Genomic DNA, 15,927 nt, shown 5'->3' with positions numbered 1-15,927 from the left:
TCAGCTCTCGTAGAAGACCCAGTAGCGCTGGGCCAGGAAGTTGATGCCGGTGAAGACGGCGACGATGATCAACAGCAGCCAGGCCATCGCCGAGGCGTAGCCCATGTTGAACTGGTTGAAGCCCTGGATGTAGAGATACAGGTTGTAGAACAGGGTCGAGTTCGCCGGCCCGCCGGATCCGTTACTCATCACGTACCCCTGGGTGAAGGTCTGCAGCGAGCCGATCATGGACAGCACCAGGTTGAAGAAGATGATCGGGCTGATCAACGGCAGCGTGATCGACCGGAACTGGTGCCAGCGCGACGCCCCGTCGACCGCCGCCGCCTCGTAGTACATCAGCGGCACCTGGCGCAGCCCGGCCAGGAAGATCACCATCGGCGCCCCGAAAGTCCAGATGTTGAGCATGATCAGGACCGACAGGGCGGTGTTCGGGTCCGACACCCAGCTCGGGCCTTCGATCCCGGCCAGGCCGAGGACACCGTTGACGATTCCGTCGGTGCCGAAGACCTGCCGCCAGAGCATCACGATCGCCACGCTGCCGCCGAGCAGGGACGGCAGATAGAAGACCGCGCGATAGACGGGCAGCCCACGGATCCCCTTGTTCAGCAGCAGTGCGACGACCAGCGCCGCCAGCAGCGACAACGGGACGCTGACGAAGGTGTAGACGAACGTCACCACCAGCGAGGACCGCAACCGCTCGTCGTTGATCATCGCGACGACGTTGTCCAGGCCGACCCAGCGCGGTGCGTTGAGCAGGTTGTAGTCGGTGAACGACAGATAGAGCGAGGCCCCGAACGGGATCACGGTGAACAGCATCCCGACGAACCAGGGCAGCAGGAACACGTACCCCGACCAGTCCCGGCGCGGGCCACGCCTCACTGGTTCTTGTCCTTCAGGATCTTCGCGGCCTGGCTGGTGAACTGCTGGGCGGCATCCGCCGGAGAGACCCGCTCGAACATCACCTCGGTCGCCAGGTTGGCGATCACGTCGGCGATCTCCGAGCCGCCCACCGGGTCCGGTCGGGACTCGGGCAGCTGCTCCTTGCTCAGTCCGGTGATGTAGTCGACCGAGGTCCGGTCGTCCGGGTCCAACGAGTCCAGGATCGCCTCGGCCACGGTGGCGCTGGCCGGCACGCCCCGCGTCGGTCCCACCGCCTTATTACCGTCGACGCTGTTGGTGATGAAGTCGAGCAGGGCGAGCCCGCCGTCGATGTTCTTGGACTTGGTGCCGACCGACCAGTACATGGCGGTGTCGATCGACATGCCGCGCCGCTTGCCCTGCACCTCGCCCGGGATCCGATTGAGCTGCAGGTTACCGCCGGCTGCCCGGTTGTTGGCCTTCATGTTGTTGGTCGGGATCACCTGCGACGCAACGGTTCCCTTGGCCAGCGGGGACTGCTCGGCGCCGCCGCCGAGGGATTCGATGAAGCCGGCGGGTGGCAGGGCCCCGGTCTTGCGCTGTTCGACCGACAGGGTGAACCAGGCCCGCATGGTCTCGGTCGAGACGCCGAGGGTGTCGTCGGGGTTGTAGAGCTCCTCGCCGGTCTGCCGGACGAAGACCACGACGTTCTGCAGCGTGCCGAAGTCGACGTCGCCGCCGTACACCTTCTTGTCGCTCGCCTTGGTGATCTTCGCCGCCATCGCGAAGTAGTCGTCCCAGGACCAGGTGTCGCCGTCGGGGATCTCCACCTCGTACTTGTCGGTCAACGTCTTGTTGATCACGAAGCCGACGGCGTTCAGTCCCGCCGGGATGCCGTACATCGCATCCCCGACGACACCGATCTGCTGGATCGTCTCGGGCACGCCGTCGAGCTTGAGCACGTCCAGGTGGTCGCGCAGGTTGAGCAGCGCGCCGCGATCGGCGTACTCGCGCAGCGAGTCGCGGCGCTGGGCGAACAGGTCCGGCACGTCGCCCGCGGCGAACCGGGTGGCCAGCTTGTCCGCGTACGGGCCGCTGTCCTGGTATTCGGTGCGCAGGGTCACGCCGGCGTGCTGCTGCTTGAACAGGTCGAGCAGCGCCTCGGTCGATTTCGCCCGGGCCGCGTCGCCCCACCAGACGAAGTTGATCTCGCCCTGGGATGCCTCCGGACTGCCGCCGCCGAACCGGTTGCAGCCGGTGCCGGCCAGCGCCACCAGGCCGGCCCCCGCGGTCAGCCGAAGCAAGGAACGTCGGGACAGCCCCATCATTGCCGCGTCAGTCGTCATCGACCCGTTCCTCTCTCATCGCTCCGGGCCGCCGTCGGCCTCGGTAACCGATTTCTACAAAGGGTTTCGGGGACGGGTCAAGATCATGCAAATTCCACGGTGCAGCCCGTACGCTGGGGGCGTGGAGGTCCGATGACGAGGCGACGGCAACCGGTCTCGGCGAAGTCGGCCGCCGCCAAGCTGGAGACCATCGCGCGGCGGGCCGGGGTGTCGGTCTCGACGGTCTCCCGGGTGCTGAACGCCCGCGCCAACGTGTCGCCGGAGGCCCGGCAGCGGGTGCAGCCGCTGCTGGAGGCGGCCGGGTACGAGATCAAGCTCGTCGACCGGCGCACGCCGCAACTGGTCGATCTGGTGGTGCCGAACTTCAAGTCGCCCTATCTGGCCGCGCTGTTCCGGGCGCTGGACGAGGCCGCGGCGCAGCGGTCGGTGTCGATCGTGTTGACCAACCGCGATGCCGGCGCGAACTGGCTGGCGCTGATCTCCCGCCGGCAGTCCCGCGGGGTGGTGCTCGCCGTGATCGATCTGGCCGACCGTGAGACGGCTTGGCTGGAGGAGAACGCGCTGCCGTATCTGCTGATCGATCCGGCCCATCTGCCGCAGTCCGACACACCCTGGATCACCGCCGATCACCGAGCCGCGGCACGCACCGCGACCGACCACCTGATCACGCTGGGTCACCGGCGGTTGGCCTTCATCAACTCGATCAGCGCCCTGGCCGGCGTGGAGCGGGAGCTCGGCTTCCATGATCAACTGGCAGCGGCGGGGCTGGCCGCCGGGCCGGTGGAGCGCTGCGACTCGTCCGCCGCGGGCGCGGCTGCGGCCCTGCGCCGGTTGCTGGATCGCCCCGACCCGCCGACCGCGATCGTCGCCTCGCACGACGACCTGGCCACCCGACTGCTGGCCGCCGCACTGGGGGCCGGGCTGCGGATCCCCGACCAGCTGAGCGTGGTCGGCTTCGACGACATCCCCGAGGCGGCACGCTTCGTCCCGCCGGTCACCACCCTGGCGTCACCGCTCGGCGCGATCGCCGAGCAGACCCTCGATTACATCCTCGGGCCGACGCCGCAGCGGTTCACCGAGCTGCGCCAGGGAGTGCGGCTGCCGATGACCCTCCGGGTGCGCAGCAGCACCGGCCCGGCCGAGCCGGACTGATCACCGCCGGGCGCCGCGGCTCAGCGCAGTGCTAGTGGCGTGGTCAGGAAGTTGTGTGACGTTTGCCGGCGCCCAGGCACGCACCTCGCTGCGTTCTCCTCAGTCGATCTATGACCCGATATGTCTTCCTCGTCGGCCTGGCGATGCACGCACCTGAACACCGGCAAACGCCACACAACTTCCTGACCACACCACTAGGCCGAGTCGAGCTGGTGATCAAGAGTTCCGTCCAGCACCTCGTCCCGCAGCGCCCGGGCCCAGCGCGGCAGCCGCGGCAGGCTCGGATCGACGCCGCACAGGGCACCGATCGTGGCCAGCGGCGCGTCGATGATCGTCTCCGACCTGGTGATCGGTCCGTAGCGCTCGCGGAAGATCCGACGAGCCGCCGGACCGAGCTGGCTGGTCACGTTGCGCAGGTCGCCGGCGCGGGTGCCGGACCGCAGCAGATGGAAGTCGATCATGACCGCGGCCGGTGGGCCGGTCCGGGCCACCGCCACGTTGCTGACGTGGAAGTCGTGGTAGATCAGGGTTTGCGGCAGCCGGCGGTTCGCGTCCAGCAACCGCCCGAGCTCCGCCGTCGCCCGGGCCCAGGCCGACTCCCGGCCGAGGTCGAGGAATGCGCCGGTCCGGCGCAGCGCCTCGACCGAGAGGCCGTCGTACTCCCCCGGCAGGTCGGCCAGGCCGGCCTCCGGTGTCGCCCCGGCTGCGTGCAGCCGCCGGTACCAGTCCGCGAGGCCCTCGACCGCCCCCGGCCGGTCAAGATCGTCGTCGACGGCCAGCCGCCAGCGAGGACTGGTGGCGAGATCCTCCAGCAGCAGCGCCGATTCGGTCGTCCCGAGCACCCGGATCGTCGGCACTCCGAGCTGCCCCAGCAGCCGATAGGCCGCGATCTCGCCGGCCGACTCAGCGTTCGGCCAGAGCTTGAGCACGAAGGACTCGCCGTCCGACCGCAACCGCAGGACCGAATGACCGTGACGCTCCCGGATGACCTCGGCCTGGGTTCCCGCCGCTAGGCCGAGGCGGTTGAGGAGAGGTTGTCGCGGAATCACTGCGTTCCGAAGGTTACAACGTGAAAATGGCGGCCAGGTCCCCGCACCAAGAGATTTCGCGACAGTGCCGCTCGCTGATCTAGAGTCGTCGCCGTGTCCGCCGGCCGTTATGCCCCCAGCCCGACCGGTGAGTTGCATCTGGGCAACCTGCGGACGGCGGTGCTGGCGTGGCTGTTCGCGCGGTCGAGCGGGCGAGACTTCCTGCTCCGGATCGAGGATCTCGATCAGAGCCGGGTCCGGCCCGGGTACGCCGAGCAGCAGGCCGGGGATCTGGCCGCGTTGGGGATCACGTTCGACGGCGAGCCGCTGGTCCAGTCGACGCGACGCGACCGCTACGACGAGGCGTTGGCCGGCCTGACCGCCGACACGTTCGAGTGCTTCTGCACCCGACGCGAGATCGCCGAGGCCGCGTCGGCGCCACACCGGACGCCGGGCCGCTATCCGGGCACCTGCCGGGAGCTGACCGAGGCGGAGCGGGCGGAGCGGCGGAAGACCCGGTCACCGGCCATCCGGCTCCGCGGCGGCGCCACCGAGACGGCGGTCGACCTGCTGCACGGCGAACTGGTGGGCATGGTCGACGACGTCGTGCTGCGGCGCAACGACGGCGGCGCGGCCTACAACCTGGCGGTCGTGGTCGACGACGCGCATTCGGAGGTTGATCAGGTGGTCCGAGGCGACGACCTGCTGGACGCGACCCCGGCCCAGGCCCGGCTCACCCGGCTGCTCGGCGCTCCGGTGCCGACCTATGCCCACGTCCCGCTGGCGGTCAACGCCGAGGGCGTACGACTGGCCAAGCGGGACGGGGCGGTGACGCTGAGCCGACTGGCCGAGCGGGGCGTCGACGCGGCGGCCGCGCTGACCATGATCGCCGCGTCGCTCGCCCTGGCCGAGCCCGGCGAACCGGTGACGATCATGGACCTGTCGGCCCGGTTCGACGTCGCCCGGCTGCCCCGCGAACCGTGGGTGATTACTGGCCGGCCTGGCTGAACAGCAGATCCACGACCAGGACCAGCGTCTCGCCCTTCTCGACCTTGGGCTTCTCGTTGCCGTCCGGGTAGCCCTGCGACGGCGGGATGACCAGCAGCACCCGGCTGCCGACGGTCTGGCCGGCCAGCCCCTTGACCATGCCGGGCAGCAGGCCGGACAGCGCGGTGGTCGCCGGCTTGGCGCCGTACGTCTCCTCCAGCAGCCGGCCGTCCTTCCAGGCCACCCAGCGGTAGTTGATCGTCACCTGATCGGTCTCGGCGACCTTCTTGCCGGTGCCCTTGATCAGCGTCTGCGCCTTCAGGTCCTTCGGCGGATCGGACTTGGGGATGGTGATCTCCGGCTTGCCGCCCTTGTCGGCGACCGTGGGCAGGCCGGCCGCGGGCTTGACCGCCTCACCCTGCGGACCGGTCAACGGGATGGCGACGATGTCGACCACGAAGATCAGCGTGTCACCGACCTGGATGCTGCCGTCCTGGGTGCCACCGGACTGGTCGTACCCGTCCTTGCCCGGCATCGCGATCACCACGCGACTGCCCTGCTTCTGCCCGACCAGGCCCTTCTTGAAGCCGGCGATCACCTGGTCCACGTCGAACGCGATCGGCTGGCCCTTGCTGAACGACTCGTCGAACACCTTGCCGGTGCGGCCGTTGACACCGTAGTAGTTCACCTCGACCGGGCCGGCCTCGGGCACCTTCGCGCCCTTGCCCTCGGTCATCACCTGGGTCTTGGTCTCGTCGATCCCCCACGGCGCCTTGAAGTCGACCTTGGGCTGCTTGCCGTACGCCCCGGACGCCTTCACCGCCGACAGATCCTTCGACGGCGTCACCTTCTGCGGTGTCGGGGTCGGGGTGCCGGAACTGCTCGGCACCGCGCTCGGGTTGCTGGACGGGGACGCGCTCGCACCCGGATCCGGGGTGCCACAGGCACCGAGAGCGAGAACGGAAACCGCGGCCGCAGCGGCGAGCACAGACTTGAGGGAGAAACGCACCCGCAAACCCTACCCGTACTCACTGTGCCTCACCCGCCACCTGGAGCCGACTTGTACCGGCCGAGCGGTATCGGACCTGGACCACACAGCGCCCAGCCGCTACAAGTCGGTGTGGACGGGGGTCAGGGGCGGCGCATGGAGGCGATCAGGCGGTCGACGCGTTCGTCGACGGAGACGAACGGGTCCTTGCAGAGGACGGTTCGCTGGGCCTGGTCGTTGAGTTTCAGGTGCACCCAGTCGACGGTGTAGTCGCTGCGGGATTGCTGGGCGGCGGCGATGAAATCACCGCGCAGCCGGGCCCGGGTGGTCTGTGGCGGCACCGACTTGGCCCGGAAGATCCGGGGGTCGGTGGTCACCCGGGCGACCGTGCCGCGGCGTTCCATCAGGGAGAAGATGCCGCGCTCCCGGCGGATGTCGTGGTACGCGAGGTCGAGCTGGGCGATCCGAGGATCGGCCAGATCCAAGTTGTGCTTGGCCGAGTAGCGATCCAGCAGCTGATACTTGATCGCCCAGTCGATCTCGGTGTCGATCAGGGCCAGCTTGTCCTCCGCCACCGCGCGCAGCGCCCGCTCCCACAGGTCGAGCACCCGATCGATCGCCGGTGTCGCCAGCCCGTCCCGTTGGACGAACTCGGACACCTTCTCGAAGTATTCGCTCTGCAGCTCCAGGGCGGAGATCAACCGGCCGTTGGCGCACATCACCTTGGTCCGGCCGGTCCGGTCCCGAGCGATGTCGCGGATCGCCCGGATCGGGTTCTCCAGGGTGAAGTCGCGCATCCCGATGCCGGCCTCGATCAGTCGCAGCACCAGCTCGGTGCTGCCGACCTTGAGCAGGGTCGTGGTCTCGCTCATGTTGGAGTCGCCGACGATCACGTGCAGCCGGCGGTAGCGTTCCGGGTCGGCGTGCGGCTCGTCGCGGGTGTTGATGATCGGCCGGCTCCGGGTGGTCGCCGAGGAGACGCTCTCCCAGATGTGCTCGGCCCGCTGGCTGACGCTGTACTCGGCGCCGCGCGCGGTGTAGAGCACCTTGCCGGCGCCACAGATCAACTGCCGGGAGACCAGGAACGGGACCAGCACGTCGGTGATCTTGGAGAAGTCACCGATCCGGGAGATCAAATAGTTCTCGTGGCACCCGTACGAATTGCCGTGACTGTCGGTGTTGTTCTTGAACAGATAGATGTCGCCGGAGATGCCTTCGCTGAGCAGTCGCTGCTCGGCGTCGATGATCAGATCCTCCAAGATCCGCATCCCGGCCGAATCATGATCGATCAACTGGATCAGGTCGTCGCACTCCGCCGTCGCATACTCGGGATGCGAGCCGACATCGAGATAGATCCGTGATCCGTTGCGGAGAAAGACATTGCTGGACCGGCCCCAGGTGACCACCCGGCGAAACAGATAGCGGGCCACCTCGTCCGGGGTCAGTCGCCGGGTCCCGCCGGAGGTGCATGCCACGCCGTACTCGGTTTCGAGACCGAAGATCCTGCGATCCATCCGCACTCCTTCACCGGGCTTGCAGTTCAGTCTGCCCTGCTGATCAAGTCGAGCAGGTCCCCCAGCTCACCCGTTGTCAGGTCACGTAGTTCACCGACCTTCAGTTGGCCCAGTCGTACGGGACCGATCGCGATCCGGCTGAGCCGGCGGACCGGATGTCCGACATGTTCCATGGTACGGCGGACGATCCGGTTTCTGCCTTCATGCAACGTCAAACGGACCAGACTTCGGTCGGCGGCGGTGGAAACGAGCTTGACCGAATCGGGCCGGACCGGGCCGTCCTCGAGGGTCACTCCCTTCCGCAGCGCCTGGATCGTCTCGCGGCTGACGACGCCGGCGACCTCGGCCAGATAGGTCTTCGGCACCTGATACGACGGGTGCGCCAGCTTGTGCGCGAAGTCGCCGTCGTTGGTGAGGATCAACAGCCCTTCGGTGTCGGTGTCCAGCCGGCCGACGTGGAACAGCCGCTCCCGCCGACCGGTCAGGTAGTCGGTCAGGGTGCGCCGATCCTCCGGGTCGTCCATGGTCGAGACGACACCGCGCGGCTTGTTGATCACGACGTACGCGTGATGGCGGGGCGGCGGGATTCGGGAGCCGTCGACCCGGACCACGTCCTTCTCCGGGTCGACCCGAGTGCCCTGTTCGGTCACCACCCGGCCGTTCACCTCGACCCGGCCTTCGTGGATCAGGTTCTCGCTCGCCCGCCGGGACGCGATCCCGGCGGCGGCGATCACCTTCTGGAGTCGTACGCCGTCCTCAGTCATCGCGCGCATCCTGCCCAGTGGCGGGGTCAACCGACCGCCGCGGTTCGGTTGCCGGTAGATCGGCGGGTTCCATCGTCGGCTCCTCGGTCGGGTGCTGCCCGGAGTCGGTTTCCCGCTCGGATTCCGATTCCGGATCATCCGATTCCGGATGGTCCGGCGAACTGGGCGACGCGGGCGACCCCGGAGAATCGGCCGACCCCGGAGAATCGGGCGAATCCGGAGAATCGGGCGAATCCGCGGAATCGGCCGAGTCGGCCGAGTCGGGCGACGCGGCCGAGGTCGGCGTCGCCGGCGATTCGCCGGACACCGGGGTCATCGGCGAACCGGCCGACTCGGACTCGGCCGGCTGATCATCGTCGGCCGCCGACCCCTCGGCGGCGGAGTCGATCAGTCCCGGCTCCGCCTGCTCACGCGCCGGCTCCGGCTCGGCCTCGGCCTGGCTGATCGTGGCGAACTGGGCCAGCTCGGCCTCGAGATCACTGGCCTCGGGCAGGTGCGGCGCCAGCTCGGGCAGTTGATCAAGGGACGACAGGCCCATCCGCTCCAGGAAGTAGTCGGTGGTCGCGAACACAACGGCGCCGGACTCCGAGTCGGCCCCGGCCTCGACGATCAGACCGCGGGCCAGCAGGGTCCGGATCACGCCGTCGACGTTGACCCCGCGGATCGCCGACACCCGGGACCGGGACAGCGGCTGCAGGTACGCGATCACGGACAACGTCTCCAGGGCGGCCTGGGAGAGCCGGGACTGGGCGCCGTCCAGGACATGACCGGCGATCAGGTCGGCGTGCTCGGCCCGCGTGTAGTAACGCCAGCCGCCGCCGAGCTGACGCAGCTCGAAGCCGCGGCCGGTCTCGTCGTAGAAGGCGACCAACTCGGCCAGCGTCTCGGCGACCACATGCACCGGCGCGCCCACGGCCTGGGCCAGCACCGTCTCGCTCAGCGGTTCCTCGGCCAACAACAGCAGGGCCTCCAGCGCACCCGGGATGTCCTCGGTCTTGGGGACCTCGATCAGGGAGTCCTGCTGATCGGCCGGCTCCTGTGGCTCGCCCTGCTCCTGCTCGGCCGAGTCCGGTCCGCCATCCGCGTCCCACTCCTCGGTGGCACGCTGATCGGCGATCGCCTCTCCGTCCGCGGGGGGCCGAGTGGCATCCAGTTTCGGATCAGTCACGATCGCCTTCCTGATCTTCGTCGTCGTCCCGCGGATCGTCCTCGCCGCCCGGCTCCCCGTCCGGTTCGCCGGCCTCCGGATCGTCCGGCTCGTCCGCTCCGGATTCACCGTCGGGGCCGTCCTCCTCCGGCGGCTGCGGTACGTCGAACTCGTCGGAGATGGTCAGATCGCCGTCGGCCGAACCGGTCCAGCGTACGGTCAACTCCCCCAGCGGCGTGAGCTGCTCGAACGCCACCGCCGCCTCACGAAACAGCTCCAGCAGCGCCAGGAACCGACAGACCACGGTCAGCCGGTCGGCGGCGTCGTCGGTCAGCGAGCGGAACGTCATCGCGCCGGACCGCCGCAGCCGGTCGACCACCACCACCGCCTCGTCGCGGACGTTCACCGCGGGCGCGTGCAGATGGGCCAGGGACAGCACGTCGGCCTGCTTGGGCGTCATCGCCTTCGCCGCGAGCTCGGCGAACCGTTCCGGCGAGACGCCGATCGTCACCTCGGGCATCAGCTGGGTGAAGTGCTGCTCCATCCCGACCTGGCGCGGATAGCGCCGGCCCTGCTCCACCAGCACCTCGGCGATCCAGCCGGAAACGATCTTGAACGCGCGGTACTGCAGCAGCCGGGCGAAGAGCAGATCGCGCGCCTCCAGCAGTGCCAGATCCTCCGGGTCGTCGATCTCACCGGAGGGCAGCAGCCGGGCCGCTTTCAGATCGAGCAGGGTCGCGGCCACCACCAGGAACGAGCTCGTCTGCTCCAGGTCCCAGGTGTCGCCGGCCGCCTTGATGTGGGCGATGAACTCGACGGTGACCTTGGACAGGGACACCTCGGTGATGTCCATCTTGTGCTTCGAGATCAGCTGCAGCAGTAGATCGAAGGGACCCTCGAAGTTGTCCAGGTGGACGCTGAAGGACGCCCGCTCCGCTCCTTCGGTGTCCGACCCGGATTCCAGCAGCTCGTCCCGGGCTGGCGTCACCGACTGAGCCTCCGGATCAGCTCCGAGTCGTCGCCGTGCTGCTCCAAGTCGGCCAGCGCGCCGGCGATCGCCTCCCGCACGATCCGGCCGCGGTCCACCGCCATCCCGTGCCGGGCGCGTAGGTTCAGCCGGGCCTGCTCGAGCGCCAGCAACTCCTCCGAGCTGACGTACACCGTGATCTTCTCCTCGTGCCGGACCCGGCCCGATCCGCGCGCCGGACGGGAGGCCGGCACGGCCTCCTCCGCCGCCCGCCGCGGATGCACGGCCGTCACCTGATCGGTGCGCACGGCCGGCTCCCGCAGCTCGGAGATCTTGGTCTCGGCCGGCTGATCCCGGGTCGCCGGCTGAGCGGGCTGGTCCGTCCGGGTCGGCCGGAACAGTTCCGACGCCCCGGGCAGGCTCACCCGACGTGGCATCGAGCCAGCACCTCCCTGGCCAGCGATCGATACGCGGCCGCGCCGGGCGAGGTCGTGGCATAGGTCGTGATCGGCTCACCGGCGACGGTCGTCTCCGGGAACTTCACGGTGCGCCGGATCACGGTGTGGAAGACGGTCTCACCGAACGCCTGCACCACCCGCTCCAGCACCTCGCGGCTGTGCAGCGTCCGCGGATCGAACATGGTGCCGAGGATGCCGAGGATCTCCAGCCGCGGGTTGAGCCGGTCCTGCACCTTGGCGATGGTGTCGGTGAGCAGCGCGATCCCGCGCAGCGCGAAGAACTCGCACTCCAGCGGCATGATGACCTTGTCGGCCGCGGTGAGCGCGTTGACGGTCAACAGTCCGAGCGACGGCGCGCAGTCGATCAAGATCACGTCGTAGTCGTCGCGGACCTTCTCCAGCACCCGCAGCAAGGTCTGCTCCCGGGCCACCTCCGAGACCAGCTGGACCTCGGCGGCGGAGAGATCGATGTTGCTGGGCAGCACATCGAGACCCTCCACGTTGGTCTCCGAGATCACCTCGTCCGGCTCGGTGTCCTTGCCGAGCAGGAGGTTGTAGACGCTCAGCTCGAGGGTGTGCGGGTTGACGCCGAGGCCGACCGAGAGCGACCCCTGCGGGTCGAAGTCGACCAACAGCACCTTGATCCCGCCCTCGGCCAAGGCCGCGCCGAGGTTGATCGTCGTCGTGGTCTTGCCGACGCCGCCCTTCTGGTTGCACATCGCGATGATCATCGCCGGCCGGGTCCGGGGCCAGTCCGTGATCGGCGGCAACTCCGGGAACGGCCGACCGGTCAGGCCGGGCTTCCCGCCGCCGACGGCGTTGCCCTTGCCGTCGACCGCGGCCTTGCGCTGCGCGTCGAACGCCTTGATCGGCGGCACGGTGGACTTGTTCGTCTCGCCGTCGCCGTTCGTCGAGGCCCGCTCGTCCGAGTCGTCCGGATCGGCATCGGGGACGACGAACAACTCGTCGGCGGATGATTCGCTGGGTTCGTAGAGATCGACCGACGGCCGCTGGCGGCCACCGATTTCGGTGGAATCGTCCACGTTCATCCTTCCGGCCCCGGTGTTCGGATCTGCCTCGACACGCGACCCCTGGACCGCGCGCTTCGCCGAAGCTTAGTGTCCGTGTCGGAGTTCGGCCATCGACACAGGCTATAGGAGGCTGCGGATACACCCGAGTCGTGTCACACCGTCCCCGACAAGACCAGTGTCATCCCTCGGCACCGCCAAAGGACGCAGCATACGGGGCGGGTCGCGACAAAGATGTCCGACCTTGGCCAGAAGGGATTACAGCGCCCGCGGATGCGCGGTCAGATACACCTCGCGCAGGTGGTCCACCGTGACCAGCGTGTAGATCTGCGTCGTCGTCACCGAGGCGTGGCCGAGCAACTCCTGCACCACGCGGACATCCGCGCCTCCGTCCAACAGATGGGTGGCGAAGGAGTGCCGCAGGGTGTGCGGCGAGATCTCGACCGTGATCCCCGCCTGCTCGGCCGTCGCCCGCAGGATCGTCCACGCGCTCTGCCTCGACAGCCGGCCGCCGCGGGCGTTGAGCAGCAGGGCCGGAGTGCCGCGGCCGCGCCGCGCCAGTTCCGGCCGGCCGCGCACCAGATAGGCGGAGACGGCGGCCCGGGCATAGCTGCCGAGCGGGACGAAGCGTTCCTTGCTGCCCTTACCCAGAACGCGAATCGCCGGGGTCTCCTCGTCGGGAAGATCGAGTGCCCGACGCAGGTCGTCGACGTCGAGACCGACCAGCTCACTGATCCGGGTTCCCGTTCCGTACAACAGTTCCAACAGCGCCCGGTCCCGCAGTCCCAGCGGGGTGTCGATCGGCGGCGCCTCCAACAGCCGCTGCACGGCATCCAGCGGCAGGGCCTTGGGCAGTCGCCGGGCCGGCGCCGGCGGCTGCACCTCGGCCGCCGGATTCCGCTCCGTGTGCCGTTCCTCGACGGCGAACTTGTGCAGATTGCGTACGGCCACGACGGCCCGCGCCACGCTGGCCCGGGCCAGCGGACGATGCCGCCAGTGCTCGGGATCGCGGTCGTCCCGGACACCTTCGGCGAGCGCGCTGGCGTACTCGCTGATCATGGCCGGGGTGACGGCGTCCAGCTCGATCACCCCGGCATCGGCCAGTTGATCGGCGTAGCGGTCAAGATCACGACGGTAGGCCGCGACGGTGTTGGCCGACAGCCCGCGCTCGACCAACAGATGATCAAGGTAACCGGAGACCAGTCCCTTGATCCTCATCGCCACCCCCGACCCGATGCTCAGGCCAGCAGCTCGGCCAAGGGCCGGTACGAGAGCTGGTGCGACTGGGCCACCGGCGCGTAGATCAACTCGCCGGCATGGGTGTTGATTCCGAGCGCCAGCGCCGGATCGGCGCGGGCCGCGTCCCGCCAGCCGTGATCGGCCAAGCTGATCGCGTACGGCAGCGTGACGTTGGTCAGCGCGTAGGTCGACGTGTTCGGCACCGCTCCGGGCATGTTGGCCACGCAGTAGAACACCGAGCCGTGGACCTGATAGGTCGGCTCGGCGTGGGTGGTCGGCCGCGAATCCTCGAAGCAGCCGCCCTGATCGATCGCGACGTCGACCAGCACACTCCCCGGCAGCATCCGCGACACCAGCTCGTTGCTGATCAAGGTCGGCGCCTTGGCTCCGGGGACCAGCACCGCGCCGATCACCAGGTCGGCGTCGAGCACTGCGCGCTCCACCTCGAAGCTGTTGGACGCGATCGTCTGCAGGTGACCCTGATAGATCCGGTCCGCCTGGCGCAGCTTCTCGATGTTCTTGTCCAGCAACAGGACCTCGGCCTGCATGCCGAGGGCGATCGCCGCCGCGTTCATGCCGGAGACGCCGGCGCCGATCACCACCACCTTGGCCGCATAGACCCCGGACACGCCGCCCATCAGCACGCCGCGGCCGCCGCCGGTGCGCATCAGGTGGTAGGCGCCGACCTGGGTGGCGAGCCGCCCGGCGACCTCGCTCATCGGCGCCAGCAGCGGCAGCGACAGGTCCGGCAGTTGTACGGTCTCGTAGGCGATCCCGGTCACCCGATGATCAAGCAAGGCCTGGGTGCACTCGCGGCTCGCCGCCAGATGCAGGTAGGTGAAGAGCAACAGGTCCGGGTGCATCAGCTCGTACTCGTCCGGCACCGGCTCCTTGACCTTCAAGATCAATTCCGACTCGGCCCACAACCGCTTCTGATCATCGACGATCTCGGCGCCGGCCGCTACATACTCCTCGTCGGTGATCGACGAGCCGAGACCCGCCCCGGACTGGACCGCAACCCGATGCCCGTGGGTGATGAACTCCTGCACCCCGGACGGCGTGATGGCCACGCGGTATTCGTTGTTCTTCACCTCAGTCGGCACACCGACTCTCATCCGTCCTCCAGACTGATCACACACCCGCAACCGGACAGTACGGGGCGAGCATAGACCTCGCCGAAGGGCCCGCGCAGGAAGTCTGACGACGCGGGGTTTTCGGCCGGGCCGCGCTACCGTGCGGGGATGGATCAGCAGCAGCAGTACCGCCCCGGGCGGGCCCACACGTCACGGACCTACCCGGTGATTCCTCCGATCTATCAGACGACGACGTTCGAACTGGATGACCAGGCCTATGCCGACATCCAGGGCGCCGGCGGGCTGCACGAGACCTGGTACTCCCGGTTCAACAACCCCACGGTCGACGCGGCCGCGGCCGAGGTGGCGCGGCTGCACGGGGTCGGTCCGGGCGGTGCCGACGGAACCCGATCCGGTCAGTCGTTGATCTTCGCCAGCGGGATGGCGGCGATCGCCACCACCCTGGTCACCCTGCTGCGAGCGGGCGACACGGTGGTCGCCTCCCGGCAGACGTACGGCGACACCGACGATCTGTTGCGCCGCGATCTGCCGGCCCTCGGCGTGACGGTGATCCGGGTGGATGCCCACGACACCGACGCGTGGCGACAGATGATCACCGAGCACCGGCCGGCGGTCGTCTACGGCGAGACCCTGTCCAATCCCCAACTACGCTTGCTCGATCTGCCGGCCGTGGCCGAAGCGGCGCACGCGGTCGGGGCCCGCTTCGTGGTGGACAACACCTTCGCCACTCCGTTCTGCACCCGGCCGCTGGAACTCGGCGCCGACGTGGTCGTGGAGTCGGCCACCAAGTTCCTGGCCGGGCATTCCGACGTCGTGGCCGGCGCCGCGACCACCACCGACCGGGCCCTGCACGAGGAGCTGCAGCGCCGGTTGATCACCTTCGGCGGCTGCGCCGACCCGCACGCGGCTTTCCTGCTCTGGCGGGGCATGCGGACCTTCCGGGTCCGGCTGGCCGAGAGTTGCCGGACCGCCGCCGCGCTGGCCGACCTGCTGGCCAAGGAACCGGCCGTGCGCGACGTCGTCTATCCCGGTCGTGATGATCATCCCGACGCCGAGGTGGTCCGCCGGGTGATGCCGGACGCCTCCGGAGCCATGCTGACCGTCGTCCTGCACGGCGGTGATCAACGGGCCGGTGAGGTGCTGCGCCGGCTCCGCGTCGGCGTCGAGGCGACCAGTCTCGGAGGGGTCGAGACTCTCGTCAGCACGCCCTTCAACTCCTCCCACTTCAACATGACCGACGACGAACGGCTGGCCGCCGGGATCCAGCCCGGCACCCTCCGGATGTCGATCGGGCTGGAGGGTGAGGACGTCCTGCTCGACGACCTGCGACAGGCCTTCGACACCGAGCGCGCCTGAC

At 68.8% G+C, this 15,927-nt stretch carries 14 protein-coding genes and 1 pseudogene; 3 read left to right on the top strand and 12 right to left on the bottom strand.

Annotated elements, in window-relative coordinates; genetic code table 11:
* Both FNH24_RS24505 and FNH24_RS24500 read right to left on the bottom strand, forming a co-directional pair.
* Positions 1 to 879 (bottom strand): carbohydrate ABC transporter permease, encoded by an 879-nt coding sequence (locus tag FNH24_RS24505; protein ID WP_246187048.1) that lies wholly within the window; start codon positions 877 to 879, stop codon positions 1 to 3.
* On the bottom strand, positions 876 to 2,204 hold the full coding sequence (locus FNH24_RS24500) for an ABC transporter substrate-binding protein (RefSeq protein WP_152364844.1): 1,329 nt from the start codon (positions 2,202 to 2,204) through the stop codon (positions 876 to 878). Before FNH24_RS24500 ends, FNH24_RS24505 begins: the two co-directional genes overlap by 4 nt.
* A 132-nt stretch (positions 2,205 to 2,336) precedes the next feature.
* Here FNH24_RS24500 and FNH24_RS24495 point away from each other — a divergent pair, with 132 nt between their 5' ends.
* Positions 2,337 to 3,356: a LacI family DNA-binding transcriptional regulator gene (locus tag FNH24_RS24495; protein WP_152364843.1), complete on the top strand. Its 1,020-nt coding sequence runs from the start codon at positions 2,337 to 2,339 to the stop codon at positions 3,354 to 3,356.
* A gap of 194 nt (positions 3,357 to 3,550) precedes the next feature.
* On the opposite strand, the gene FNH24_RS24490 is transcribed toward FNH24_RS24495, so the two are convergent.
* Complete coding sequence (locus tag FNH24_RS24490) at positions 3,551 to 4,309, bottom strand: phosphotransferase family protein (RefSeq protein ID WP_161606295.1); 759 nt, start codon at positions 4,307 to 4,309, stop codon at positions 3,551 to 3,553.
* A gap of 189 nt (positions 4,310 to 4,498) precedes the next feature.
* Between FNH24_RS24490 and gluQRS the strand changes: the two genes are divergently transcribed.
* A complete protein-coding gene (gene gluQRS, locus FNH24_RS24485) occupies positions 4,499 to 5,392 on the top strand; it encodes a tRNA glutamyl-Q(34) synthetase GluQRS (protein WP_152364841.1) in 894 nt (297 codons plus the stop codon).
* On the opposite strand, the gene FNH24_RS24480 is transcribed toward gluQRS, so the two are convergent.
* From FNH24_RS24480 to ald, 9 genes and pseudogenes are all read right to left on the bottom strand, one after another.
* Positions 5,373 to 6,380 carry an FKBP-type peptidyl-prolyl cis-trans isomerase gene (locus tag FNH24_RS24480; RefSeq protein WP_246187047.1) on the bottom strand — a complete coding sequence of 336 codons (1,008 nt, stop codon included), beginning with the start codon at positions 6,378 to 6,380 and terminating at the stop codon, positions 5,373 to 5,375. The genes gluQRS and FNH24_RS24480 overlap by 20 nt on opposite strands.
* 122 nt (positions 6,381 to 6,502) lie before the next feature.
* Complete coding sequence (gene pafA / locus FNH24_RS24475) at positions 6,503 to 7,873, bottom strand: Pup--protein ligase (RefSeq protein ID WP_152364840.1); 1,371 nt, start codon at positions 7,871 to 7,873, stop codon at positions 6,503 to 6,505.
* 26 nt (positions 7,874 to 7,899) lie between these two features.
* Positions 7,900 to 8,646 carry a pseudouridine synthase gene (locus FNH24_RS24470; protein WP_425486906.1) on the bottom strand — a complete coding sequence of 249 codons (747 nt, stop codon included), beginning with the start codon at positions 8,644 to 8,646 and terminating at the stop codon, positions 7,900 to 7,902.
* Positions 8,630 to 9,805, bottom strand: a complete 1,176-nt coding sequence (scpB, locus tag FNH24_RS32595) for an SMC-Scp complex subunit ScpB (protein ID WP_343031906.1) — start codon at positions 9,803 to 9,805, stop codon at positions 8,630 to 8,632. Before scpB ends, FNH24_RS24470 begins: the two co-directional genes overlap by 17 nt.
* On the bottom strand, positions 9,798 to 10,772 hold the full coding sequence (locus tag FNH24_RS24460) for a segregation and condensation protein A (RefSeq protein ID WP_425486905.1): 975 nt from the start codon (positions 10,770 to 10,772) through the stop codon (positions 9,798 to 9,800). The genes scpB and FNH24_RS24460 overlap by 8 nt, the downstream gene beginning before the upstream one ends.
* Complete coding sequence (locus FNH24_RS24455) at positions 10,769 to 11,188, bottom strand: cobyrinic acid a,c-diamide synthase (protein WP_152364838.1); 420 nt, start codon at positions 11,186 to 11,188, stop codon at positions 10,769 to 10,771. The genes FNH24_RS24460 and FNH24_RS24455 overlap by 4 nt, the downstream gene beginning before the upstream one ends.
* Positions 11,173 to 12,006 (bottom strand): annotated as a pseudogene (locus FNH24_RS24450) (ParA family protein); the annotation flags it as partial. The pseudogene FNH24_RS24450 and the gene FNH24_RS24455, both read right to left, overlap by 16 nt.
* 489 nt (positions 12,007 to 12,495) lie before the next feature.
* Positions 12,496 to 13,461, bottom strand: coding sequence for a site-specific tyrosine recombinase XerD (gene xerD / locus FNH24_RS24445; protein ID WP_484502522.1), 966 nt, complete (start codon positions 13,459 to 13,461; stop codon positions 12,496 to 12,498).
* Positions 13,462 to 13,475: 14 nt separating this feature from the next.
* Complete coding sequence (gene ald / locus FNH24_RS24440; protein ID WP_152364836.1) at positions 13,476 to 14,591, bottom strand: alanine dehydrogenase; 1,116 nt, start codon at positions 14,589 to 14,591, stop codon at positions 13,476 to 13,478.
* A 126-nt stretch (positions 14,592 to 14,717) separates the two neighbouring features.
* On the opposite strand from ald, the gene FNH24_RS24435 reads away from it, so the two are divergent.
* Positions 14,718 to 15,926 (top strand): trans-sulfuration enzyme family protein, encoded by a 1,209-nt coding sequence (locus FNH24_RS24435; protein ID WP_152364835.1) that lies wholly within the window; start codon positions 14,718 to 14,720, stop codon positions 15,924 to 15,926.
* Position 15,927: the final 1 nt, after the last annotated feature.

This window comes from Microlunatus speluncae, from assembly GCF_009299835.1.
GTDB lineage: Bacteria > Actinomycetota > Actinomycetes > Propionibacteriales > Propionibacteriaceae > Microlunatus > Microlunatus speluncae.
Note: the sequence above shows the minus strand (reverse complement) of the source record. Positions and strands in the feature narration are given on the sequence as shown.

Excerpts from the sequence above, each read along its gene's own strand:
- ald (WP_152364836.1), bottom strand. The coding sequence starts at position 14,591 with ATGAGAGTCGGTGTGCCGACTGAGGTGAAGAACAACGAATACCGCGTG.
- FNH24_RS24470 (WP_425486906.1), bottom strand. The coding sequence starts at position 8,646 with ATGCGCGCGATGACTGAGGACGGCGTACGACTCCAGAAGGTGATCGCC.
- pafA (WP_152364840.1), bottom strand. The coding sequence starts at position 7,873 with ATGGATCGCAGGATCTTCGGTCTCGAAACCGAGTACGGCGTGGCATGC.
- FNH24_RS24495 (WP_152364843.1), top strand. The coding sequence starts at position 2,337 with ATGACGAGGCGACGGCAACCGGTCTCGGCGAAGTCGGCCGCCGCCAAG.
- FNH24_RS24455 (WP_152364838.1), bottom strand. The coding sequence starts at position 11,188 with ATGCCACGTCGGGTGAGCCTGCCCGGGGCGTCGGAACTGTTCCGGCCG.
- FNH24_RS24500 (WP_152364844.1), bottom strand. The coding sequence starts at position 2,204 with ATGACGACTGACGCGGCAATGATGGGGCTGTCCCGACGTTCCTTGCTT.
- FNH24_RS24435 (WP_152364835.1), top strand. The coding sequence starts at position 14,718 with ATGGATCAGCAGCAGCAGTACCGCCCCGGGCGGGCCCACACGTCACGG.